The organism is Caenimonas sedimenti, from assembly GCF_007833165.1.
GTDB classification, from domain to species: domain Bacteria; phylum Pseudomonadota; class Gammaproteobacteria; order Burkholderiales; family Burkholderiaceae_C; genus Ramlibacter; species Ramlibacter sedimenti.
Genome location: NZ_VOBQ01000001.1, coordinates 28,703 through 51,669, shown reverse-complemented (window position 1 = coordinate 51,669; position 22,967 = coordinate 28,703). Strand labels below are relative to the sequence as shown.

29 protein-coding genes are annotated in these 22,967 nt (G+C 68.1%); 21 read left to right on the top strand and 8 right to left on the bottom strand.

What is annotated here, in order from left to right; translation table 11 throughout:
• Positions 1-19: 19 nt before the first annotated feature.
• Entirely contained in the window at positions 20-724 is a 705-nt protein-coding gene (locus tag FN976_RS00305; protein ID WP_145889798.1) for a glutathione binding-like protein, read from the bottom strand.
• 64 nt (positions 725-788) lie between these two features.
• On the opposite strand from FN976_RS00305, the gene crcB reads away from it, so the two are divergent.
• Positions 789-1,169: a fluoride efflux transporter CrcB gene (gene crcB / locus FN976_RS00300; RefSeq protein ID WP_145889796.1), complete on the top strand. Its 381-nt coding sequence runs from the start codon at positions 789-791 to the stop codon at positions 1,167-1,169.
• A 15-nt stretch (positions 1,170-1,184) separates the two neighbouring features.
• Here the strand turns inward: crcB and FN976_RS00295 are convergent, their stop codons facing one another.
• Positions 1,185-1,949, bottom strand: a complete 765-nt coding sequence (locus tag FN976_RS00295) for a SapC family protein (protein ID WP_145889794.1) — start codon at positions 1,947-1,949, stop codon at positions 1,185-1,187.
• Positions 1,950-1,966: 17 nt separating this feature from the next.
• A complete protein-coding gene (locus FN976_RS00290; RefSeq protein WP_145889792.1) occupies positions 1,967-3,274 on the bottom strand; it encodes a hemolysin family protein in 1,308 nt (435 codons plus the stop codon).
• A gap of 41 nt (positions 3,275-3,315) precedes the next feature.
• Here FN976_RS00290 and FN976_RS00285 point away from each other — a divergent pair, with 41 nt between their 5' ends.
• The 4 genes from FN976_RS00285 to FN976_RS00270 are packed head-to-tail and all read left to right on the top strand — an operon-like array spanning position 3,316 to position 6,171.
• Complete coding sequence (locus FN976_RS00285) at positions 3,316-4,278, top strand: DUF2971 domain-containing protein (RefSeq protein WP_145889791.1); 963 nt, start codon at positions 3,316-3,318, stop codon at positions 4,276-4,278.
• A 3-nt stretch (positions 4,279-4,281) separates the two neighbouring features.
• Positions 4,282-5,118: a symmetrical bis(5'-nucleosyl)-tetraphosphatase gene (locus FN976_RS00280; protein ID WP_145889789.1), complete on the top strand. Its 837-nt coding sequence runs from the start codon at positions 4,282-4,284 to the stop codon at positions 5,116-5,118.
• A 4-nt stretch (positions 5,119-5,122) separates the two neighbouring features.
• On the top strand, positions 5,123-5,674 hold the full coding sequence (locus FN976_RS00275; protein ID WP_145889787.1) for a GNAT family N-acetyltransferase: 552 nt from the start codon (positions 5,123-5,125) through the stop codon (positions 5,672-5,674).
• Complete coding sequence (locus FN976_RS00270; protein WP_145889785.1) at positions 5,671-6,171, top strand: DinB family protein; 501 nt, start codon at positions 5,671-5,673, stop codon at positions 6,169-6,171. Before FN976_RS00275 ends, FN976_RS00270 begins: the two co-directional genes overlap by 4 nt.
• Positions 6,172-6,302: 131 nt before the next feature.
• Here the strand turns inward: FN976_RS00270 and FN976_RS00265 are convergent, their stop codons facing one another.
• Positions 6,303-6,572 carry a GIY-YIG nuclease family protein gene (locus FN976_RS00265; protein ID WP_145889783.1) on the bottom strand — a complete coding sequence of 90 codons (270 nt, stop codon included), beginning with the start codon at positions 6,570-6,572 and terminating at the stop codon, positions 6,303-6,305.
• 69 nt (positions 6,573-6,641) lie between these two features.
• Here FN976_RS00265 and FN976_RS00260 point away from each other — a divergent pair, with 69 nt between their 5' ends.
• Positions 6,642-6,869 carry an HNH endonuclease gene (locus FN976_RS00260; RefSeq protein WP_145889781.1) on the top strand — a complete coding sequence of 76 codons (228 nt, stop codon included), beginning with the start codon at positions 6,642-6,644 and terminating at the stop codon, positions 6,867-6,869.
• Positions 6,844-8,010, top strand: a complete 1,167-nt coding sequence (locus tag FN976_RS00255) for a methyltransferase (RefSeq protein WP_145889779.1) — start codon at positions 6,844-6,846, stop codon at positions 8,008-8,010. The genes FN976_RS00260 and FN976_RS00255 overlap by 26 nt, the downstream gene beginning before the upstream one ends.
• Here FN976_RS00255 and FN976_RS00250 read toward each other — a convergent pair.
• A complete protein-coding gene (locus FN976_RS00250) occupies positions 8,007-9,461 on the bottom strand; it encodes a DEAD/DEAH box helicase (RefSeq protein WP_145889777.1) in 1,455 nt (484 codons plus the stop codon). The two genes, FN976_RS00255 and FN976_RS00250, sit on opposite strands and share 4 nt — an antisense overlap.
• 78 nt (positions 9,462-9,539) lie before the next feature.
• The gene (ypfJ, locus tag FN976_RS00245; protein ID WP_145889775.1) at positions 9,540-10,418 is read right to left on the bottom strand and encodes a KPN_02809 family neutral zinc metallopeptidase; all 879 of its coding nucleotides are present in this window, start codon (positions 10,416-10,418) and stop codon (positions 9,540-9,542) included.
• A gap of 63 nt (positions 10,419-10,481) precedes the next feature.
• Here ypfJ and pcp point away from each other — a divergent pair, with 63 nt between their 5' ends.
• Positions 10,482-11,117 carry a pyroglutamyl-peptidase I gene (pcp, locus tag FN976_RS00240; RefSeq protein ID WP_145890035.1) on the top strand — a complete coding sequence of 212 codons (636 nt, stop codon included), beginning with the start codon at positions 10,482-10,484 and terminating at the stop codon, positions 11,115-11,117.
• A 90-nt stretch (positions 11,118-11,207) separates the two neighbouring features.
• Here pcp and FN976_RS00235 read toward each other — a convergent pair whose 3' ends face one another.
• Positions 11,208-11,879, bottom strand: coding sequence for a glutathione S-transferase family protein (locus FN976_RS00235; protein ID WP_145889773.1), 672 nt, complete (start codon positions 11,877-11,879; stop codon positions 11,208-11,210).
• Positions 11,880-11,989: 110 nt separating this feature from the next.
• Between FN976_RS00235 and FN976_RS00230 the strand changes: the two genes are divergently transcribed.
• The 6 genes from FN976_RS00230 to FN976_RS00205 all read left to right on the top strand — a co-directional run bounded on the left by FN976_RS00230 (position 11,990) and on the right by FN976_RS00205 (position 17,022).
• Positions 11,990-12,841 carry a 3',5'-nucleoside bisphosphate phosphatase gene (locus FN976_RS00230; protein WP_145889771.1) on the top strand — a complete coding sequence of 284 codons (852 nt, stop codon included), beginning with the start codon at positions 11,990-11,992 and terminating at the stop codon, positions 12,839-12,841.
• Positions 12,838-13,737, top strand: a complete 900-nt coding sequence (locus FN976_RS00225; protein WP_145889769.1) for a DMT family transporter — start codon at positions 12,838-12,840, stop codon at positions 13,735-13,737. The genes FN976_RS00230 and FN976_RS00225 overlap by 4 nt, the downstream gene beginning before the upstream one ends.
• 4 nt (positions 13,738-13,741) lie before the next feature.
• A complete protein-coding gene (locus FN976_RS00220) occupies positions 13,742-14,377 on the top strand; it encodes an L-threonylcarbamoyladenylate synthase (protein WP_145889767.1) in 636 nt (211 codons plus the stop codon).
• 15 nt (positions 14,378-14,392) lie between these two features.
• Entirely contained in the window at positions 14,393-15,061 is a 669-nt protein-coding gene (locus tag FN976_RS00215; protein ID WP_145889765.1) for a site-2 protease family protein, read from the top strand.
• Entirely contained in the window at positions 15,058-16,350 is a 1,293-nt protein-coding gene (locus FN976_RS00210) for a tryptophan--tRNA ligase (protein ID WP_186510696.1), read from the top strand. The genes FN976_RS00215 and FN976_RS00210 overlap by 4 nt, the downstream gene beginning before the upstream one ends.
• Positions 16,351-16,428: 78 nt before the next feature.
• Positions 16,429-17,022 (top strand): response regulator transcription factor, encoded by a 594-nt coding sequence (locus tag FN976_RS00205; RefSeq protein ID WP_145890032.1) that lies wholly within the window; start codon positions 16,429-16,431, stop codon positions 17,020-17,022.
• A gap of 1 nt (position 17,023) precedes the next feature.
• On the opposite strand, the gene FN976_RS00200 is transcribed toward FN976_RS00205, so the two are convergent.
• Complete coding sequence (locus tag FN976_RS00200) at positions 17,024-18,472, bottom strand: sensor histidine kinase (protein WP_255440012.1); 1,449 nt, start codon at positions 18,470-18,472, stop codon at positions 17,024-17,026.
• 161 nt (positions 18,473-18,633) lie between these two features.
• Between FN976_RS00200 and FN976_RS00195 the strand changes: the two genes are divergently transcribed.
• From FN976_RS00195 to FN976_RS00165, 7 genes are all read left to right on the top strand, one after another.
• Positions 18,634-18,882: a KGG domain-containing protein gene (locus FN976_RS00195; RefSeq protein ID WP_145889761.1), complete on the top strand. Its 249-nt coding sequence runs from the start codon at positions 18,634-18,636 to the stop codon at positions 18,880-18,882.
• A gap of 84 nt (positions 18,883-18,966) precedes the next feature.
• Complete coding sequence (locus tag FN976_RS00190; protein WP_145889759.1) at positions 18,967-19,335, top strand: hypothetical protein; 369 nt, start codon at positions 18,967-18,969, stop codon at positions 19,333-19,335.
• Positions 19,336-19,432: 97 nt separating this feature from the next.
• Positions 19,433-20,404, top strand: coding sequence for a non-homologous end joining protein Ku (ku, locus tag FN976_RS00185; protein ID WP_255440011.1), 972 nt, complete (start codon positions 19,433-19,435; stop codon positions 20,402-20,404).
• 11 nt (positions 20,405-20,415) lie between these two features.
• The gene (locus tag FN976_RS00180; protein ID WP_145889755.1) at positions 20,416-20,916 is read left to right on the top strand and encodes a hypothetical protein; all 501 of its coding nucleotides are present in this window, start codon (positions 20,416-20,418) and stop codon (positions 20,914-20,916) included.
• A gap of 30 nt (positions 20,917-20,946) precedes the next feature.
• Complete coding sequence (locus tag FN976_RS00175) at positions 20,947-21,417, top strand: BON domain-containing protein (RefSeq protein ID WP_145889753.1); 471 nt, start codon at positions 20,947-20,949, stop codon at positions 21,415-21,417.
• Positions 21,418-21,423: 6 nt separating this feature from the next.
• A complete protein-coding gene (locus tag FN976_RS00170; protein ID WP_145889751.1) occupies positions 21,424-21,684 on the top strand; it encodes a hypothetical protein in 261 nt (86 codons plus the stop codon).
• An 85-nt stretch (positions 21,685-21,769) separates the two neighbouring features.
• A complete protein-coding gene (locus FN976_RS00165; protein WP_145889749.1) occupies positions 21,770-22,912 on the top strand; it encodes an Ig-like domain-containing protein in 1,143 nt (380 codons plus the stop codon).
• The last annotated feature ends 55 nt before the right edge of the window (positions 22,913-22,967 follow it).

Below are 22,967 nucleotides of genomic sequence, written 5' to 3'. Positions count from 1 at the left end.
GCCGGCAGGCGAACCCCAGCTACGCCCGCGGTGGAATGTTCAACCCGCGTTCCACCGCGGGCCGCGCCACGAAGGCGTCCAGCACCCGCTGCACGTTCTTGAACTGGCTGAATTCCACCAGCTCCCCCGCGCCGTAGAAGCCGACGAGATTGCGGATCCAGGGGAAGCTGGCGATGTCGGCGATGGTGTATTCGTCGCCCATCATCCAGTCCTTGCCGGCCAGGTGCTTGTCGACCACGCCCAGCAGGCGTCTGGACTCCGCGACATAGCGGTCGCGCGGGCGCTTGTCCTCGAACTCCTTGCCCGCGAACTTGTGGAAGAAGCCGAGCTGGCCGAACATGGGGCCGATGCCGCCCATCTGGAACATCAGCCACTGGATGGTCTCGTGGCGGCGCGCCGCGTCGGCCGGCAGCAGCTTGCCCGTCTTTTCGGCCAGGTACAGCAGGATGGCGCCGGACTCGAACAGCGCCAGCGGCTTGCCGCCGGGCCCGTCAGGGTCGAGGATGGCCGGGATCTTGTTGTTCGGGTTGAGCGACAGGAACTCCGGCGTCATCTGGTCGTTGGTCGCGAAATCCACCTTGTGCATCTCGTACGGCAGCCCGGTCTCCTCGAGAAAGATGGAGACCTTGACGCCGTTGGGCGTGGGCAGCGAATAGACCTGCAGGCGGTCGGGGTGGCGCGCGGGCCACTTCTTCGTGATGGGGAATGCGTTGAGGTCGGTCATGGTGCGCGGATTGAATCACGCCAGCGAAAACCTTGCAGCTAAACTGCCCGCGAGGAGGGGTTCGATGCTGGCTTCGATCGCCGCGATCAGTGCGGGTGCATCGCTGGGCGCCTTGTTGCGCTGGGCGCTGGCGACCCGCTTCAATGGCGTGTTGCCGGCGCTGCCGCTGGGCACGCTGGCCGCCAACCTCATCGGCGGCTATTGCATCGGGCTGGCGGTGGCCTGGCTGGGCCAGAACCCGCAATGGCCGCCGCAGGTGCGGCTGTTCATCGTCACCGGCCTGCTGGGCGGGCTGACGACGTTCTCCACCTTTTCGGCGGAAGTGGTGATGCAGCTGGAGCGCGGGGACTTCGGCTGGGCGCTGGCGACGGCGGGCGCCCACCTGCTCGGTTCACTCGCGCTCACGGCATTGGGAATCGCGACGGTGCGCTGGGTGGCGGCCTGAGGCGAGGGAGCCCATTCAGGCTTTCGCCGTCTTCCCCGGCTTCGGCGGTGGCTGCAGCGGCGACTTGCGCTCGGCCATCTTGTCCACCAGCCGCTGCATGTTCGACAGCGAGACGAGGTGCATCGAGATGAGGTGCAGTTCGCCCGAGCGGTACAGCGCGAGCGCGGCGGAATCGGGCAGCGCCAGCAGCCTCTTCTCGTCGACCACCAGCAGGCTGCCCACCGTGAAGCTGCGGCCGTCCACCAGGTCGGCCCGCGCGTTCATTTCCGTCAGCAGGCCGAGCTGTTCCAGCTTCTGGCAGAAAGTCTCGGTGCGCAGGTATTCGCGCTGGTACTGCGACAGGAAATCCAGCGCATTGCGCAGGAACGGCGTGTCCTGCCCCTGCGAGTCGAACAGCGCCTCCCCCTCCTTGTCGCCCATGCCCGGGTAAGCCTCGTCGATGCAGACGCCCAGCGCCTGCCCGGGCAGCTCCGCCAGCACGAACGGGTAGCGCCGCACGAACGCCGGCACGTAGCGGCCGGTCCACTCGTCCTTGTCGCTCACGAACAGGTTCTCGCGCGCGCGCAGCCCCAGCATCACCACCGGCACGGTCTTGCCGGCAGCGGAGCGGGTGAAGACGATCGCGTATTCCTTGCAGGCCTCGTTGAACTCGACGCCGGCGAGGTACAGCGAGTTCGCCTTGCGCGCGAAGGCGAAGCTGCTGCTGGCCTTGACCTTGCGCTTGCGGTGCTTGTCGCGGTCCAGCAGGACCGGCTTCTCGTAGTAGACCATGTCGGACATGCCCAGCTCCTCGTTGTTCAACCCGTCCCGTCCGCCGCCGCCGAGTGTGGTTCCCGCTGCGCCAGCACCTTGTCGATGCGCTTGCCGTCCAGGTCGACGATCTCGAAGCGCCACTCCGCGCAATCGATGCGTTCGCCCACGCCGGGCAACCGCCCGGAAATCGCCATGAGCAGGCCCGCCAGGGTGTTATAGCGGCCTTTCTCCTCTTCGGGGAGGTCACGGATGTCGAGCCGCGCCTTCAGCTCCGACACCGGCATCAGGCCATCGAGCAGCCACGACCCGTCCTCGCGCTGGGTGGCCCAGGCTTCCACGTTCGCGCCCGGCTGCAACTCGCCGGTGATGGCTTCCAGCAGGTCGTGCGGGGTGATCAGCCCCTGGACCACGCCGTATTCGTCGACCACGAACACCAGGCGCGCCGCCTGGATGCGGAACTGCTCCAGCAGCTCCATGCCGGTCAGCGTCTCCGGCACGAACACGCCGGGGATCGCGTGCGCTTCCACCGTGCCCTCGTGCTCGGGGCCGAGCGAAAGCAGCTTCGACACGCTGACCAGGCCGACCACGTCGTCGAGCGAGCCTCGGCACACCGGATACCAGGAATGCGCCTCGCTTTCGCCAGCCCGCCGCAGCGCCGCCGCGACGCTCATGGACGCATCGATCCACTGCAGGTCGGAGCGCGGCACCATCATCGAGGCCAGCGAGCGGTCGTCGAGGTGGAACACGTTGCGCACCATCTGGTGCTCGTGCTGCTCGATGACGCCGGCGTCCACGCCTTCTTCGAGGCTGTGCGCGATCTCTTCCTCGGTCATGCCGCGGGTGGCGGTGGTGTCGATCGCCAGCACTTTGAGCACGGCCTGGGTGGAGGCGGAGAGCAGCTTGACGAAGGGCCCGGCCGCCTTGGCCAGCCAGCGCATCGGCCGTGCGGCGAAGCGCGACACCTGCTCCGGATAGAGCTGGCCGATGCGCTTGGGCACCAGTTCGCCGAACAGGATGGTGATGTAGGTGATGATGGCCACGACGATGGCGGTGGCGCCGTATTCCGAGAACTTCGCCGGGACGCCCTGGGCGCGCAGCCATTCGGCCAGCGGGCCGCTGAAGGCGGCCTCGCCGATGATGCCGTTCAGCATGCCGATGCTGGTGATGCCCACCTGGACGGTGGACAGGAACTGCGTCGGATGCTCCATCAGCTTCAACGCGGCCTCGGCCCCGCCGTCCCCCGCCTCCGCCATGGCGGCCAGCCGCGCCTTGCGGCTGGAAGCGAGCGCCATTTCGGACATGGCGAACGCCCCGTTGAGCAGCGTCAGGAACGCAATCAGCAGGTAATCCATGAAAGGGGACAGAATCGCAAGCTACGGACTTTACTTCAACCATGGACGACGACGCGCTCCATCGCACCCTGGCCGCCGACCTCTGGACGGACATGCAGCCCCAGCCCGCGCCGGAACAGGTGCCGCTGCTGGCGCACTACACCTCGATCCTGACGCTGGAGCGCATCTCGCAGACCGGGGAGATCTGGTTCTCCAACCCGCTCTACATGAACGACGTGGACGAGCTGCGCTACGGCATCAACCTGGGCCTGCACGCGGTGCGCAGCCACGCCGGCTTGCGCCAGGCCTGCCCGCCCGATCACTACAACGCGCTGCTGGACGCTTTCGACACGCTGTTCACCGATTTCGACAACGACACCGCCTTCGACGTCTACGTCTTCAGCTGCTCCGAGCACGACGACCAGATCGGCGACGATGGACTGCTGTCGATGTGGCGCGGCTACGGCAGCGACGGCAATGGCGTCGCGATCGTGTTCAACATGGACGCGCTGGTGGCGCTGCCGGGCTCGCCACTGTTGGTCCGCAAGGTGCAGTACCTCTCGTACGAGGAGAGCGAGGCCTGGATCGCCGACAAGCTGCAAAGCTTCGCCGCCACGCTGGAGCGGCTGGCCCTGCCGCTGGAGGCCATGAAGAGCGCGGCCGAAGCGCTGTTCGAGCGCATCAAGCTGTTCGCCCTGTTCACCAAGCACCGGGGCTTCCATGAGGAGCGCGAGTGGCGCATCGTCTACCTGCGCGAATTCGACCCGACCGGGATCCTGCAGCAGCAGTTGCACTACGCCATCGGCCACCGCGGCCGCGGGATCGAGCCGCGGCTGCGCTTCAGCACCGCGGCGCTCGCGGCCGGCGCGCCGACGCTGGAACACATGGTGCAGCGGATCATCCTGGGCCCCGTGCTGGCGACGCCGCTGGCGCTGCGATCCGTGATGCGCATGCTGGAAATCCACCGGCCCGCGTGGGCCGGCCGCGTCACGCGATCCAGCACGCCTTACCGCGCGCAGCGCTGAGCCATGGCCCACTATCTGGTCGGCGATGTGCAGGGTTGCGACGCGCCTTTGGAGCGCCTCCTCGCCAAGATCGATTTCTCGCCCAGCCGCGACACCCTGTACCTCCTGGGTGACCTCGTCAATCGGGGTCCTTCCTCCGCGGCCGTGCTGCAGCGGCTGATGGCGCTGGGCGATGCGGCGCAGTGCCTGCTGGGGAATCACGACCTGAGCCTGCTGGCCGTGGCGCACGGCCATCGCGCACCGCACCGCAACGACACCATGGACGACATCCTGCAGCATCCGGAACGCGAGGCCATGCTGGACTGGTTGCGGCACCGGCGGATGGCGATCCACGCGCGCGGCGTGCTGATGGTGCATGGCGGCGTGCTGCCGCAGTGGACGTTGGCGCAGACGCTGGCGCTGGCCGGCGAGGTGGAGGCGGTGGTGCGGGGGCCCCGGCTGGCCGATTTCCTGCCGCTGATGTACGGCAACCAGCCTTCGCGCTGGGACGATGCGCTGGCCGGCGCCGACCGGCTGCGCGTGATCGTGAACGCGCTGACGCGCCTGCGCTTCTGCACGCCGGACGGCGGGATGGACCTGAAGACCTCGGGCGGCCTCGCGCACTGCCCGCCCGGCTACCTGCCCTGGTTCGACCTGCCCGATCGCCAGACCGCCGGCACCTGCATCGCCTTCGGCCACTGGTCCACGCTGGGCTTGCTGGTGCGCCCTGACATCCTGTCGCTGGACACCGGCTGCGTCTGGGGTGGGTGCCTGACGGCGGTGCGCCTGGATGAGACCGGTCAAGGCCGGCACGAGATCATCCAGGAGAAGTGCGAACAGGCGCAGGCGCCGGGAGAATAACGCGATGGATCCGTCGTTCCCGAATCTCGAAACACCGAATCTCGTCTTGCGGGAGATTGTTGACGCGGACGCCACGGACCTGTTCCGGATCCATGGCGACGCCGAACACATGAAGTGGTTCGGCTCTGACCCCTTGGCCGACATCGAGGGGGCGCGGAAGCTGGTCCAGATGTTTTCGAAGTGGCGTGAGGAGCCTGCGTCCGGTACCCGCTGGGGTCTCCAGTTGCGAAGCACACCCGGCCTCATCGGAACCTGCGGGCTGTTCCGCTGGAATCGAAACTGGAAAACGTGCGTGGTGGGCTATGAGATCTCTCCGTTGCACCAGGGACGCGGCTACATGAAAGAGGCTTTGGCTGCAGCTTTCACCTGGGGATTCGAGGCCATGGCGTTGAACCGGATCGAGGCGATGGTCCATCCCGACAACCAGGGGTCCCTGGCATTGCTGAAGCGTTTCGGCTTCGCCGAGGAGGGGCGCTTGCGGCAGGTCGGCTATTGGGCGGGCTCGCACCATGACTTGATGCTGCATGCCCTCTTGAAGCAGGAATGGAAGGCATGATCACCGCGGCCCATTGCGAGTTGATGGCGCAATACAACGAGTGGATGAACTCCCGGCTGTATGCAGTGTGTGCGTCTTTGCCGGACGAGGAGCTTCGAAAAGACCGTGGCGCCTTCTTCCAGTCGATCTACGGCACCCTGAACCACATCGCCTATGGCGACCTGGCGTTCCTGTCCCGTTTCACCGGCGACCCCAATGTGATCCCCGAGCCCAAGGCCGATCTCTTTGGTTCGTTTGAACGGCTGAAGTCAGAGCGCGCGGGGCTGGACCAGCGCATCCTTGCTTGGTCCGCGTCGCTGACGCCGGCCTGGCTGGCTGAGCCCCTGACCTACACCAGCAAGATCGATGGCAAGACCCGGACGGTTGCCAAATGGGTCCTGGTCACGCACATGTTCAATCACGAGACGCACCATCGGGGACAGGTGACCACGCTGCTCTCGCAAATGGGGCTCGACATGGGTTCTACGGACATACCATTCATGCCTCGATTCGGATAGACACGGCAGTCACACCGATCAAGCAGGCGGCGCCCGCTTTCGCCCCTTCTCCCGCAGCATGAAGAGATGAGGCCTTCCACCTTCTCCCGGGGCCGAGGGCGTCTTGCGCAGGAACTCGCTCGCTTGCCGCTTCAAGCGCCGACACCTTCGAAGAAGGCCAGCTTCTTGTCGCGCGACAAGCCCTTGAGCGCCAGCTCCGCGCGCAACGCTTCGCCCTTGCTCGGGTATTCACGGGCAGCCAGCACCCGCAGCGGGGCGCGCGCGCGGGTGAACCTGGCGCCGCGTCCGAACACGTGCTGGAAGAAGCGCTGTTCGACGTCCAGCGCGATGCCCGCGTAGTAGACCCCGCCCTCGCATTCCAGCAAGTACAACCAGTACGGTGCGGGCGAAGAGGTGGTCATTCGGGACGAGCAAGCTGCTGGTGCGCACGCGAATCATAGGCCGCGCCTTTGAGTTAACCTGACCAGTCCATGAGCAGCTTGTCCCTGACCCGCGTCAAGATCTACCGCACGGTGGCCCGCCAGTTGCACGGGCTGGTGCCTTGCTGGATCTGCAGGGAACCGGTGTCGTTGGTGGACGCAACGCTGGAGCACATCCGGCCACTGGTCGATGGCGGCAGCAGCCACATCGAGAACCTGGCGATCAGTCACCGCGCCTGCAACCACGCCCGCCATGCCAAAGCCGCCGCCGGGACCTGAGCGGTGTCTGACGTGGCAGGAAGGCGGGGCAACGCGCCAGGCCGCCTGGCGTTCGGAGGCGGGCCGGCCCGTGCCGGCGGATGTGCAGCTCGCCGACGACCAGATGACCGCCGACGCTGCCTATCGCCTGGCCAGCGCGGGGACTGCGCTGTTGTGGCGTGGCGACTACCAGAATGCGCGTCAGCTCCTGCAGGCGCTCGCCCGCAGGCTGGACCGCGCCCCGCGCAAGGCGGCGAGCGCGGGCGTGGCGCCCGGCGCAACGTTCTATCGCCACCGCCAGGCGCAGGGGCGCCGCGCGCGGGTGCTTGGCCTGCTGGTGATGGAAGTCGACGGCGACTACGGCATCAACCTGCGCCGGGCGCCCGACTTGCGCGCGGCATGCGGCGAGGCATGGGGGCCGCCGGATGGCCAGCCTTGCGTCGTGGCACTGACCGAACTGCTCGGACTGGTGGGCGCCCACGAATGGCGCAAGAAGGGGGTGGAGGTGCCGGCGCTCGGGCCACCGCCGGCCAACCGCATTCATGCGCACTACGGCGTGTTCTCCCCGGTGCGCGGCGAGTACCTCGACCTGATCGCCAAGGCGGCTTTGCCCGCCGCCGCCGCGCTGGCCTGGGACATCGGCACGGGAACGGGCGTGATCGCAGCGGTGCTCGCGCGCCGCGGGGTCGCGCGCGTCGTGGCCACCGACCTGAATCCGCGTGCCCTCGCGTGCGCCCGCGACAACATCCAGCGGCTGGGCCTGCAGGGCCAGGTCGAGATCTTCGAGGCCGACCTGTTTCCCGCTGGGACGGCTCCACTCATCGTGTGCAACCCGCCGTGGCTGCCGGGCAAGCCCAACTCCCCTTTGGAGCATGCCGTCTACGACCCCGAAAGCCGCATGCTGCGCGGGTTCGTGGGTGGGCTGCGCGAGCGGCTTGCGCCGGGGGGCGAGGGCTGGCTGGTGCTGTCCGACCTGGCGGAGCACCTGGGCCTGCGCTCGCGGGACGAATTGCTGGCGCTCTTTGACGCCGGTGGACTCGTCATTCGGGAACGCCTGGACGTCCGGCCGCGCCATCCGAAGGCCGCCGATGCCAGCGATCCTCTGGCGGCGGCACGCGGCCGCGAGATCACGTCGCTTTGGCGCCTGGCTGCAGTGACTTAGGAGGTTTCGGTCGACTTCTCGGTCGACTTGAACAGCGCCGCCACCTTGCGCTTGGGCTTGATGTTGGCCGAGATGCGGTTGCCGGCCGGCTTGGCATTGGCCTCCCAGGCGGGCGGCGTGTCGACTTGCGGCGTTTCGTAGGGCTGGTCGAAGAACGGGTCGCGCGGCGCGGGCGCCGGGCGCGCCGCGTATTCGCGGCGGGGCCGCTCCGGCGCCTTGTCCAGCACGTCGCGCGGGTCGCCCACCTCACCGGCTTCGCGCCAGGCGCGGCGGCCGTCGTTGATGCGACCGCGGGGCTGATCGTCGTCCCATTCGACCGGCTCGATCTCGATCTTGCGCTTCAGCAGCTTTTCCAGGTCGGCCATCAGGCGGTTGTCGCTGGGCGAGACCAGGGTGACCGCCAGCCCCGAGGCGCCGGCACGGCCGGTGCGGCCGATGCGGTGGATGTAGTCCTCGGCATTGAACGGCACGTCGAAGTTGAAGACCGCCGGCACGTCCTTGATGTCGAGGCCGCGGGCCGCGACGTCGGTGGCCACCAGCAGGTCGACCTCGCCGGCCTTGAACGCGGCCAAGGCCTTCAGGCGTTCGTCCTGGCTCTTGTCGCCGTGCAGCGCCGTGGTATTCAGGCCCTCGCGCTCCAGCGAACGCGCCAGCCGGGCGCAGCCCAGCTTGCTGTTCACGAACACGAAGGCCTGCTTGATGCCGCGCTGGCGGATCACCTGGCGGATGGCGCGGCGCTTGTCGTCGTCGGTGACGCTGTAGAAATGCTGCTCCACCGTCGACGCGGTGGCGTTGGGCCGCGAGACCTCGATGGTCACCGGGTCCTGCAGGTAGCTGCCGGCCAGCCGCTTGATCTCCGGGGAGAAGGTCGCCGAGAACAGCAGCGTGGTGCGCTGCTTGGGCAGGAACGACAGGATGCGCTGCAGGTCCGGCAGGAAGCCGATGTCCAGCATGCGGTCAGCCTCGTCGAGCACCACGTACTCGACCTGGTTGAGGACGGCGTTCTTCGCTTCGATGTGGTCCAGCAGGCGGCCGGGCGTGGCGACCAGGACTTCGACGCCCTTCTTCAGCTCCAGCGTCTGCGGCTTCATGTCGATGCCGCCGAACACCACGGTGCTGCGCAGGTTGGTGTGCTGAGCGTACAGCTTGATCTGCTGCGCGACCTGGTCGGCCAGCTCGCGCGTGGGCAGCAGGACCAGCGCACGCACCGGGTGGCGGGCGGGCGAGGTCGAGGCGTTCTCGTGCTTCAGCAGGCGTTGCAGCAAGGGCAGCGAGAAAGCCGCCGTCTTGCCGGTGCCGGTCTGCGCCGCACCCATCACATCGCGGCCCTGCAGGACGACGGGGATCGCCTGGGCCTGGATGGGGGTCATCGATTCGTAGCCCATGCCGGCCACGGCGCGGGCGAGGGGCTCCGCCAGCGAGAGATTGGAGAAATTGAGGGTGTCTGACATCAACCGGCGATTATCGCACTGATGCAATAAACGGGCCAGCCACAGCCATTCGCCCCGTGGCAGGGGGAACGGCTGAGGTCAGAGCGTCCGCGCGCTGAACGTATCGCACGCCTTCACGCTGCCCGTCTTCAACCCGGTGGCGAACCAGCGCTGGCGCTGCTCGCTCGAGCCGTGGGTGAAGCTTTCCGGCACCACGGCACGGCCGCTCGCCTTCTGCAGCGCGTCGTCGCCGATCTTCTGGGCGGCGTTCATCGCCTCCTCGACGTCGCCCTGCTCCAGGATCTTGCGCGACTTGTCCGCGTGGTGGCCCCAAACGCCGGCGAAGCAGTCCGCCTGCAGTTCGAGACGCACGCTCATGTTGTTGGTCTGCGCCGTGTTGCCGCGCGCGCGGACCTCCTCCACCTTCTGCGTGATCCCGAGCTGGTTCTGCACGTGGTGGCCGACCTCGTGCGCGATGACGTAGGCCTGCGCGAAGTCGCCGGGCGCGCCCATGCGGTTCTTCATGGTCTCGTAGAAGCTCAGGTCGATGTAGACCTTCTGGTCGGCGGGGCAGTAGAACGGGCCCATCGCGGCCTGGCCCGCGCCGCATTGCGTGCGCACGGCGCCGCGGAACAGCACCAGCTTCGGCTCCACGTAATTCGCGCCGCCCTGCGTGAAGATCTGCTTCCACACGTCCTCGGTATCGCCGAGGACGGTGGAGACGAAGGCGGCCATCGGATCATTGGCCGGCGGCGCCGGCGCGGGGCCTTGCTGCTGGGTCGCGACCGGGCCGCCGCCCCCAGTGAGGATGCCGAGGATCGTCAGCGGGTTGATCCCGAAGACCGCGCCACCCACCAGCGCGATGACGATGGTCCCGATGCCGATGCTGCGGCCGCCGAGGCCGAAGCCGCCGCCACCGCCGCCGCCGCTGCGCATGTCTTCCACGTTGGACGACTGCCGATTGCCTTCCCACCGCATGATCTTGTCTCCCTGCTGTACAGTGATTTCATGGTAACGAAACATGCCCCGTCCGGGGGGCCCCTGCCGACGGTATTGGTAACCGGGTTCGACCCATTTGGCGGCAGTCCGACGAATCCCAGCTGGCATGCGGTCCGCGCGCTCGACAACACGGTTGTAGGCGGCCATCGCATTGTGGGGGCGGAAATTCCTACGGTATTCGGTTTATCGCTGCAGCGGCTTGCCGCCCTGGTGGAAAAGCACCGCCCGCGGCTGGTGATCTGCACCGGGCAGGCCGGCGGCCGCGGCAACCTGTCACTGGAGCGGGTCGCCATCAACGTCAATGACGCCCGCATCCCCGACAACGCTGGCGCGCAACCGGTGGACACCGCCATCGTCGAAGGCGGGCCCGATGCCTACTTCACCACCTTGCCGATCAAGGCCATGCTGCAGGCGCTGCTGCTGGAGGGCATCAATGCGGAGGTGTCGCAGACGGCGGGCACCTTCGTCTGCAACCATGTCTTCTATGGGCTGATGCACCTGCTGGCACAGCCCGCGTGGCGAGGCGTGCGCGGCGGCCTGATCCATGTGCCCTGGCTGCCGGAGCAGGGCCAGCCGTCGATGCGGCTGGCGGAGATCGTGCGGGGGCTGGAAGTGGCAGTGGAGGTGGCGCTCACGACGGAGCACGATATCCGGAAGCAGGCCGGGGCGTTGAACTGACGCCTTGTCATTGCGGACTTGATCCGCAATCCATCGTGGCGTATCGACATGCCGCCATGGATCCCGGGTCAAGCCCGGGATGACTAACCCCTAATTGAGGATTGAAAAGGGCCCGCCCTTTTCCAGCGCCCGCTGGTACGCCGGCCGCGCATGGATGCGTGCGAGAAAGTCCATCAGCCGCGGCCGGCCGGCATTCAGGCCCGCCCGCGCGGCCGCCGCCTCCAGCGGAAAACTCATCTGGATGTCGGCGGCACTGAAGGCGCTGCCCGCGAACCAGTCGCGCGTTTGCAGCTCCGCTTCGAGATAGTCCAGGTGCTGCTTGATCTGCGGCACCACGAAACTGGACTTGACCTTGTGCGCGATCGCCTTGGCGAAGGGCTTCGCCACGAAAGGCATCTTCGCCTTCTCGATCTGGTCGAACACCAGTTTCATCAGCAGGGGCGACATCAGCGAGCCCTCGGCATAGTGCATCCAATAGGTGTAACGCACGCGCTCCGGGGTGCCCCGCGCCGGGGCCAGGCGCTCGCCGCCGTACTGCTCGACGAGGTATTCGAGGATGGCGCCGGACTCCGCCAGCACCGACGCACCATCCGTGATGACCGGCGATTTGCCGAGCGGGTGCACCTGCCGCAGTTCGGGCGGGGCCAGCATGGTCTCCTTGTTCCGCTCGTAGCGGCGGATCTCGTAATCGACCCCCAGTTCCTCCAGCATCCAGAGCACGCGTTGCGAGCGGGAGTTGTTCAGGTGGTGCACGACGATCATGTGGTTTCTCCAGCGAAGTGGCTGATGCTAGCGGCTGAGTCTCAGGCCGGAATGAGGGACTTCGCCCCTCCTGCCAGACATTTGCGGGGCCCCCGGCCTAAAATCGGGGGGTGTCCATCCTCAACGCCGACCTGCACTGCCACTCCGTGGTCTCCGATGGCACCATGACGCCGGAAGACCTGGCGGCCCGCGCGGCGGCCAACGGCGTCGAGCTGTGGGCCCTGACCGACCACGACGAGATCGGCGGGCAACAGCGCGCCGCGACTGCCGCCCGGGCACACGGCATGAAGTACCTGACCGGCACCGAGATCTCCGTCACCTTCGCCGACGAGACCGTGCACATCGTCGGCCTGGGCTTCGACCCCGATGATCTCGAGATGCAGCGCGGCCTGCACGAAACGCGCGACGGCCGGGGGCCCCGCGCCATGGAAATCGGCGCCGGCCTGGCCCAGGTGGGCATCAAGGACGCCTACGAAGGCGCGCTGCGCTACGTGGGCAACCCGGCGCTGATCTCGCGCACCCACTTCGCCCGCTTCCTGGTGGAGTCCGGCGTCTGCCGCGACACCAACGAGGTGTTCCGCCGTTTCCTCACCGAAGGCAAGCCCGGCTACGTGCCGCACCGCTGGGCGTCGCTGCGCAATGCGGTGCAATGGATCACGCAGGCGGGCGGCGTCGCCGTCATTGCGCACCCGGCCCGCTACAAGTTCACCGCCAACGAAGAATACGCGCTGTTCACCGAGTTCAAGGCCCACGGCGGCCGCGGCGTCGAGGTGGTCACGGGCAGTCACACCGCCGCGGAATACGTGCGCTATGCCGAAACCGCGCGCGAATTCGGGCTGGCCGCCTCGCGCGGCAGCGACTTCCACAGCCCCGACGAAAGCCACACCGACCTGGGCCAGCTGCCCTACCTGCCGGGCGAACTGACGCCCGTCTGGGACCTGCTGGCCGACCGCATCCAGTGAGCCCGGCGGCGCCGCGGGCCGGCGGCCCGCTGGCCGGGATCGCGCTCGTGGTGGCGGCCACGGCATGTTTCGGGGCCCTGGACACCACGACCAAGCTGGTGAGCGTCTCGGTGCCGCTGTTGATGGCGCTCTGGTTCCGCTACTTCTTCCAGGCCATGGCCACCACGGTGGTGGTGCTGCCGTTGCGCGGCATGGCTGTCTGGCGCACGCGCCGCCTGCCGTACCACCTGCTGCGCGGCTTGCTGCTCCTGGCCAGCAGCCTGCTGGCGTTCGCCAGCCTGCGCCACATGCCGGTGGGCGAGTTCACCGCCATCGTGATGATCACGCCCCTGGTCATCACGCTGCTGGCGGCCACAGTGTTGAAGGAACACGTGTCGCCGCTGCGCTGGGCGCTGGTGGCGGGGGGTTTCGCCGGCACGCTCATCATCATCCGGCCCGGCGGGGACGCCTTCACCTGGGCCAGCCTGATGCCGATTGCGCTGGTCGGCACCAATGCCTGGTTCCAGGTGCTCACCAGCAAGCTGGCCCGCACCGAAGACCCGATGACGATGCACCTGTACACGGGCTGGACCGGGACCGCGCTGGCCGCCGTGGCGCTGCCTTTCGCCTGGACGGCCCTCGCCGATCCCTGGCTCTGGGCCGGCCTGTGTTTCATGGGGCTGATGGGCACCGTGGGCCATTTCATGCTCATCCTGGCCTACCAGCGCGCGCCGGCCGCCACCCTGACGCCCTACATCTACAGCCAGATCGGCTTCGCCATGCTCGGCGGCCTCCTCGTCTTCTCCCACGTGCCGGACGGCTGGTCGCTCACCGGCATCGCGATGATCGCCGTCTGCGGCGCCGCCGGAGCCTGGCTGACCGTCCGGGAACAGCGAGAATCCGCTTCCGCGTCCTGATGCCATGGCCCAGTACTTCGACCTCCACCCCGACAACCCCCAGCCGCGCCTGCTGAAGCAGGCCGTGGCCGTGCTGGCTGCGGGCGGCGTCGTGGCCGTGCCGACCGATTCCAGCTACGCCATCGCCTGCCACCTCGACGACAAGGCGGCGGCCGACCGGCTGCGCCAGATCCGCCGGGTGGACGACAAGCACCACCTCACGCTGCTGTGCCGCGACCTGAGCGAGCTGGCCAACTACGCGCGCGTCGACAACCGCCAGTACCGCCTGCTGAAGTCGGCCACGCCCGGGCCCTATACCTTCATCCTGGAGGCCACGCGCGAAGTACCGCGCCGCGTGAGCCATCCGCAGCGCAAGACCATCGGGCTGCGGGTCCCGGACCACAAGGCCCTGCAGGACCTGCTGGAGGCGCACGGCGCGCCCCTGCTCGCCACCACCCTGATTGCCCCGGACGACTCCGAGCCGATGAACGATCCGAACGAGATCCGCGAACGCTTCCAGCACGAGCTGGCCGCCGTGATCGGCGCGGGGGCGTGCCCCGACCAGCCGACGACGGTGATCGACCTCACGCCCATGGGGACAGGCGGCGATGCGGTGCTGGTGCGGCAGGGGCGAGGCGACGCGGCGGTGCTGGGCCTGTAGAGGACAATCCGCCCGGTGGATTTCAACAACCTCATTCAAACCGTCCTCATCTACGCGCTGCCGGTGCTCTTCGCGATCACCGGCAGCGAAGCGGCCCAGGGCTACGTGGCCCGCGCGCTCGGCGACGACACCGCCACCCGGATGGGCCGCGTGACGCTGAACCCCATCAAGCACATCGATCCCATCGGCACCATCCTCGTGCCACTGGTCATGTACCTCGCGACGGCCGGGGCCTTCCTGTTCGGCTACGCCAAGCCGATGCCGGTGGACTACGGCAAGCTGCGCAAGCCCAAGCGCGACCTCGTCTGGATCGCCCTGTCCGGGCCAGCGGCCAATTTCGCCCAGGCCATCGTCTGGGCCGTGGCCTTCGCGCTGCTCGGTGCCTTCGGCGTCAGCGAGCGCTTCTTCGTCGAGATGGCCAAGGCCGGCGTGCTGGTCAACCTGGTGTTGTGGGCCTTCAACCTGTTCCCGTTGCCTCCGCTCGCCGGTGGACGCATCCTGATGGGCCTGCTGCCGCCGCGCCCCGCGTACCTGCTCAGCCGGGTCGAACCCTGGGGCTTCTTCATCGTCCTGGGCCTGGTGGTGCTGGGCATCGTCAGCACCTACTGGCTGCGCCCGCTACTCACCGTCGGCTATGCGGCGATCCACCTCCTGGTGTCGCCCTTCGTCTCGCTCCTGCAATGACCGCCATGACCATCCGCTACCTCACCGGCATCACCACCACCGGCACGCCCCACCTGGGAAATTACGTCGGCGCCATCCGCCCCACGGTCCAAGCCAGCCGCCGCGCCGGCACCGAAAATTTCTATTTCCTCGCCGACTACCACGCGCTGATCAAGTGCGACGAACCGGCCCGCATCCAGCGTTCCACGCTGGAGATCGCCGCGTGCTGGCTGGCGGCCGGGCTGGATCACGAGAAGGTCTACTTCTACCGGCAGTCCGATATTCCCGAGATCCCCGAATTGACGTGGCTGCTCACCTGCGTCACCGGCAAGGGCGTGCTGAACCGGGCGCATGCCTACAAGGCCCAGGTGGACAAGAACACCGCCGCCGGGGTGGACACGGACACCGATGTGAGCGCCGGCCTCTTCATGTACCCCGTGCTGATGGGGGCCGACATCCTGCTGTTCAAGGCGCACAAGGTGCCGGTGGGCCGCGACCAGGTGCAGCACATCGAGATGGCGCGCGACATGGCGCAAAGCTACAACCACCTCTATGGCGAGCACCTGGTGCTGCCGGAGGCGCAGATCGATGAGTCCGTCGCGCTGCTGCCCGGCCTGGACGGCCGCAAGATGAGCAAGAGTTACGACAACGTCATCGCGCTGTTCGGCCCGCGCGAGCAGATCCGCAAGCAGATCGCCTCCATCGTCACCGACTCGAAGGCACCCGGCGAACCCAAGGACGTTGAAGGTTCCGCCCTGTTCCAGATCTACCAGGCGTTCGCTTCCGCGGACGAGACGCAGAAGCTGCGCCAGGCCTACGCCGACGGCATCGCCTGGGGCGACGCCAAGCAGATGCTCTTCGAGCGCATCGACCAGGAGATCGCGCCCATGCGCGAGCGCTACGAGCACCTGGTGTCGCACCCCGCCGAACTCGAAGCCATCCTGCAGGCCGGCGCCGCCAAGGCGCGCCAGCGCGCCACGCCTTTCATGGCGGAACTGCGGCACGCGGTGGGCCTGCGCAACCTGGCGGTGCAGGCCGGCCCGGCCAAGAAGGACAAGGCGAAGTCGGCGCTGCCCAGTTTCAAGCAGTACCGCGAAGCCGACGGCAAGTTCTATTTCAAGCTGGTGGATGCGCAGGGCCGGCCACTGCTGCAAAGTGCCGGCTTCGACTCGCCCAAGGAAGCCGGCGCGATGGTGGCCCAGTTGAAGCGCGAGCCGCAGAGCTGGGCCAACCTGACCGGAGTCCGTGCCGAGGCGTTGGATACAGAAATTAACGCAGCCTTGCAGGAACTGACATCTTCCGGGAACTAAGGGTTTAGTCGGATGGTTGTCCGACAATCGGCGGTATCCTTTCACCCTATGCCCGCTGCCGCCACCCCCACCAAGAACATGAACGTGTACGTCATCGACGACCACCCGCTGATGCGGGAGGCCGTGGTGATGCTCCTGCGCCGCATGCGCCCCGGCGCCAACGTGGTCGAACTTGACCGCATGGGCGGCATCGAGTCGGCCGTCAAGCAGCACGGGCAACCTGACCTGATTACACTCGACCTCAAGCTGCCGGACACCACCGGCGCGTCGGGCGTGCACGAACTGAAGAAGCGCTTCCCGGAAACGCCGCTGGCCGTGCTGTCGGCCTCGCCCGCTTCCGACGCCGAGGAGCAGTGCATCGACGCCGGCGCCGACATCTACATCGAGAAGTCGTCCGGCGCGCTGGAGATCGGCAATGCCCTGCGCGCGCTGCTTTCCGCCGACGGCCAGTTCGAGGAGCTCACGCCCACCGACAACAAGCTGTCCAAGCGCCAGAAGCAGCTGATCGTGATGCTGGACCGCGGCCTGTCGAACCGCGAGATCGCCGACGAACTGGGCATCAGCGAGCACACCGTCAAGGTGCACCTGTGGCGCCTGTTCCGCCGCCTGGGCGTGAAGAGCCGCACGCAGACCATCCACTACGCCCGGACGCACGGGCTGCTCGGCTCCTGATCTAGGAGTCCTGGCTCTGAAGGTCGGCGGCGCGCAGCCGGCCCGGGAGCAACTGCTGCACCGAAGCCACCGCCCGGGCCGCCGCCGCCTGCGGATCGGTCGGGGTGAGCATCACGCGGAACACCGTGCCCTTGTTCGGCCTTGAAGACAGCGCCAGCGGGTGGCCGAGGATGTGCGTGAGGCGCGCCACGATGTAGAGGCCCAGCCCGAAGCCATCCTCCGTGCCCGCGTGCGTGGGCACCTTGTAGAACTCCCGGAAGATCTCGCGCTGGTGCACCGGTGCGATGCCGACGCCGGTGTCCCAGATCTCGATGCGCCGCCCCGAAGGGGTGACGCGCGAAGCCACCAGGATGCCGCCACGCTGGGTGTACTTGACGGCGTTGGAGATCAGGTTGCCCACGATGCGCTGCAGCAGGATCGGGTCCGACACCGCGACCCCGGGCTGCACGTGCACGCGGAACTGCAGGCCCTTGGCCTCGCACAGCGGACGGTATTGCACCTCCAGGTCGTGCAGCAGCTGCGCCAGATCCACGTTGTCGATGTTCAGCTTGATCTTGCCGGAGTCGAGCCGCGCCAGGTCGAACAGCGAGTCGAACAGCTGGTTCACCGCCTTGGTCGATTCGACGATCTTGGGCGCGAGTTCGTGCACCAGCTCGGGCTCGCTGCCCAGCCAGTCCGCATACAGGCCCAGGGCGTGCACCGGCTGCCGGATGTCGTGCGCCGCGCTGGCGAGGAAGCGGTTCTTGATCTCCACCGCGTCGAGGGCGGCCTGGGTCTGGCGGGTCAGCGATTCGATCAGCTGGTTGTTGCGGTATTGCAGCTCGAAGTTCTTCCGGTGCGTCACGTGCAGCCGCAGCCCCGCCTGCCGCAGCACCTGCCAGAAGATGATCAGGAGCGCCACCAGCCACCAGTGGTACGGCGGGCCACTGAACTCCAGTTCCACCGCCATGCGCCAGCCCATGACCGTCAGGGCCGTGATGGCCAGCGTGTTCAGGTAGGCACGCATCGTCGCGAGGTGGCTCGACAGGCTGTTGATGGAATACATGGCCAGCCCCGCCAGGATCAACCAGCAGATGAACTGGTCGGCGAGCGACGACCGGTCGAAGTACAGCAGCGTGGTCAGCCCCCAGAACAGGGCCGACACTGGCCAGATGAGCCGGCGGCGCCGGAAGAATTCCACCTGCTCCCCGGTGCTCCGCTGCGCCACCTCGCGCGAGTAGTACTGGACGATCGAGAGCCGTGTGGCCGCCGCACCGACCGCGAAGAGAGCCCATGTCAGCAGCAGGCCGCGCATCGCTTCCGCCCAGAGCACCCCCATGAAGATGGGAATGAGGAACAGGCCGATCCATTGCGTGTTGCGCTGGGTGCGCATCAGGTTGCGCACCAGTTCCGCCTCCACCCACTGGGCTTCGGCCGCGGAGGAAACGGCCGGAGAGGTTTCGGGTTTCACATCGCGAGTCTATCGATTTGCGTGAAGGCATCCGCCGACATGCTTATGGGCCCCGTCCTACATGACGGTGCACGGAAGACGAACAGACTCTGCCGTTGCGCTGACCCACTTTCCGCGCACCATCTTCCACCCCTTCCAGCCCAACCCTTGATGAGGACACCATGGATTCGCAAACCAACCACGACACCGACACCGTGAAGCCGGCCGCCAAAAAGTCCCTGCGCGGCTTCGCCGCGATGGACCCGCAGCGCCAGCGCGAAATCGCCAGCCTGGGCGGCCGCGCCGCCCATCAGAGCGGCCACGCGCATGAGTTCACCAGCGAAGAAGCCCGGGCGGCCGGCAAGAAGCGCCACGCCCAGGCCGCCAGCTCGACGGCCAGCACGCCCGGCACCGACAGCCACGCCAGCTGAACCCCGCGCCTGTAGGACGGGGCGGGCCAGGCTTGGTCCGCGGGGCTGACAGCTCAGCCCCGTTTCCCCCTCCTAGCATGGCGCATGCCTTCCGAACCCTCCGTCGAGGCGTCCGCCTCGCACTTTTCCCCCTGCGCTGAACCTTCCTCCGACAGGCAGCAGCTCGTGCTGGCTTGCCGGGCGCTCTGGCTCACCACGCTGTCGCTGATGACGGCTTTCATGCACACCTGCGCCCCGGCCCATCGCCATCTGCTCGCGCGCCGCATCGGCCGCAACCTGGCCACATTGGCCGGGCAGCCCGATGTCTTCGGCGCCGACAACTGCAGCCGGTTCGATCGCCTGGCGGCGCATTGGCAGGCGCAGGCGGAACGCTTCGCGCCGAATGCGGATGCGTCGAGCGGCGGCCGCGGCCTGCTGCACGCGCTCGCCCGCCTCGCACCCTTCGCACGCTGATTCCAGCGCAGCGCCCGCCGGTTGTGGGCAGGTGCCTACAGCACGCGCGGGGCGCGTCCGACAAGGCGGAACTCAGCCTGTTGACGACACTGCAACGATGGCAGAGAACACTCATGGCATGGCGAAATCCTCCACGCGCGCGCTGTGGAAAGGAGCCATCACCTTCGGCCTCGTGCACATCCCGGTGGGCCTGTATTCGGCGACGGAAGAGACCGACGTCAACTTCGACTGGCTGGACCGGCGCACCATGGACCCGGTCGGCTACAAGCGCATCAACAAGCGCACGGGCAAGGAGATCGCCAAGGAAGACGTGGTCAAGGGCGTCGAGCACGGCAAGGGCAACTACGTGATCGTCTCGCCCCAGGAGATCGCCGAGGCCTACCCGCGCACCACCCAGACCATCGAGATCGAGGCCTTCGTCGACGTCGACGACGTGCCCTTCGTCTACCTCGAGCGGCCCTACTACACCGCCCCCATCAACAAGGGCGAGAAGGTCTACGCATTGCTGCGCGAAGCGCTGAAGGAGACCGGCAAGATCGGCCTGGGCCGGGTCGTGATCCAGACCAAGCAGCACCTGGCGATCGTGCTGCCGTGCGGCCCGGCGCTGGTGCTGAACCTGCTGCGCTGGGGCGGCGAGGTCCGCACCTGGGAAGGCCTGCCGCTGCCGAAAAGCGGCAAGGCGGCCGGACTGAAGGATGCCGAGCTGAAGATGGCCAAGGAGCTGATCGCCAGCATGAGCGGCCAATGGGACGCCGCCGAATTCCGCGACGAGTTCCACGACGCCATCATGAAACTGGTGGAGGCCAAGGCCAAGGCCGGCGACACCGAGACGGTGGATCCGCTGGAGGAAGCGCCCGACACCGAAGGCGCCGAGGTGATCGACCTCACCGAGCTGCTGCGCCGCAGCCTGGGCGGCGGCAAGGGCGCGGCCAAGCCGGCTGCCCGCAAGAGCGCGGCGCACGCGCCCGCGAAGGAGCGCGCCGCCGCGGCCGGCAAACCCGCCAGGAAGGCCGCCCGGAAGGCCGCGACCAAGCCGGCCGCCAAGCCACGCGCCAAGCGCGCTGCATGACGGGCCCGGCCATGCAAGCCACGATCTATTACACCGCGTGGATGGTGGCGCTGCTCGCGGCCGTCGCCGTGCTGAGCGTCGCCATCACCCGCCACAAGCGCCGCATCGACCGACGGCGCCAGCAGGCGATCCGCATGCTGCGCGCCCTGACGCTCTATGGCGACTGGGTCAGCGCCCAACGCCTGGTGGCGCTGCCGCAGGGCACGAATCCCGCGGCGGAGGCGGCGCTGGTCGAGGCTTCCGCCCTGGGCGGCGACGCATTCCCGGAGCTCGCGGGGGAGATGGCCGGCCTGCTCGCCATGCACGAGAAGCTGGTTGCCTTCCTGCGGGCGCAGCAGCTGCTGTGGCGGCACGACCCCGGCAACTGGCTCAAGTCGGACCACGACCGCCAGTTCATGGCCCTGTGGCGCCTGCATCGCGCGGCGCTGCAGGTGCTGGAAGAGAAACTGCAGGCCGTGGTGGCTGTGCGGCACCGCGGCACCGCCGGGCGCCGGCAGTCCACCTACGCCTGAAGCGAGATCCAAGATCCAAGGGAGACGACCATGAGAGACACGTTGAGCAAGCTGATGGCGCTGGGCGCCGGTGCCCTGGCGATGTACTACTTCGACCCGAGGTCGGGCGCGGAGCGTCGTGCGCTGCTGGCGGGACTGGTGAAGGGCGGATTGCAGCAGGGCCGCTCGGACGCCCGCCAGGCGGCCATCCGGCGCCGCGGCCGGGGCCGCGCGTTCCACCACATTCCGAGCACGGACCCGCAACGCGATGCCCGGCTGCGCGACCTGATCCGCGAACGCCTGGGCCGCATGGTGAGCCACCCGCGCGCGATCGACGTGCAGGTCGAGGAGGGCGTGGTGCGCCTTTCGGGCGACGTGCTCAGCAAGGAACGCGACGGCCTGCTGCTGCAGGTGAACGACATCCCCGGCGTGGAAAAGCTCGTCAACGCGATGACGGCGCACGAGCACCCAGACAGCCTGGCCACCCTGGAAGCCCGGCAGGAGGCCGAGCTGGCGGGCTGACCACGCATGGGCCGCATTGTCGTCCTGCTGGTGGTGCTCGCCGCGCTGGGCGTGGCGGCGCTGCTCACCGGCGGCAGCAGCCTCGCCAGCGCATTGGTGCTGGTGGGTTTCATCCTGGGCGGCTACGCGATCTACCGCATGCGGGCAGCGCGCGGCGTCAACACCGAAGATTTTTTCGGCGGCGCCGGCGAGGACACCCGCCTCACGGGGCTGCAGGGTGGCGCATCGCCCAGCGAGATGCCGGTCGATCGGGACCGACCGCACTGACGCACGCGCTCGCCTGCGGCCTACAGCGAGCCCGGCAGCGGCCTCGTACCTTGGTGGTATCGAAGTCAAGCCAGGAGGTTCCTCCATGAAAGCCAAACTCCGTCCGCACGTGGCGGCGCTGCTGCTGCTCATCCCGGGCGCCGCGACCCTGACAGCGCTTCCGGCCGCGGCGCAGCAACGCGCAGTCGTCGGCGCGCCCGCCATCCAGTCGATCGCCCTCAACGCGGACGACGGCCTGTCCCCCGGCTCCGTGCTGCAGTTCAACGTCCAGGGGACACCTGACGCGCGCAACGCAAGCGTGACGTTGGCCGGTTCCAACATCACGGTCCCGCTGAGCCAGGAGCGTCCCGGCAGCTACCGCGGCACCTACACCGTGCGGCGCGCCGACCGCATCGACCCCACCAAGGTGATGCAGGCGCGGCTGCAGTACGGCAACCAGACCATCACCCGCAGCTTCACCTATCCGCCGGGCTTCCAGGCCCTGGCGATGGGCGCGCCCGCGGAGCGCACGCGCGACGTGCCGCGCGACCAGCGCGCGCCCTCCATCACCAACCTGACGCCGGCCAACGCCGACAAGCTGGGCGAGCGCGGCCGGGTCCACATCTCGGCCACGCTGGGCGACGAGGGCAGCGGCGTCGACCCCGCGAGCGTCCGCCTGCGTGTGAACGGTCTCGACGTGACCAGCGAGGCACGCGTGTCTCCCAATGAAGTGAACTACCGCGAGAACCTGCCGCCCGGCCGCCACTCGGTCGAGGTGCGGGTGAAGGACGTCGCGGGCAACATGACCACCAAGTCGTGGGGCTTCGACGTGCTGGACCGCGACGAGGCCCGCGAAGGCGGGCGGGACCGGGACCAGGCGCGTGACCGCGACCGCGACGGCCGCGATCGCGACCGCATGAGTGGCGGCTCCATTCCGCTGCGCGTGACCAGCCCGGACAACGGCGGCGTCCTCGATGCGAACCGCAACCTGTTCGTGGAAGGCCGGACTGCGCCGGGCGCGACGGTCCGGGTGCAGGTTGAGGCTGTTTCGTCGGTCGGCGGCGTCCTGGGGCTGAGCCAGCCGGTCGCGGACCAGACGGTGCGCGCCGACCGCGACGGCCACTTCGTCGTTTCGATCCGCCCGAGCGCGCTACCGCTGCCGGGCACGCGGTTCGAGGTGCGTCTGACGGCGAACGACGGCAACCAGACGGCGGAAGAGCGCATCACGGTCCATCAACGGCAAAGTTGACCGACCCCCGAAGCGCCTTCGGCGCCTCCCCCTCAAGGGGGCGCCACCAGCGGCC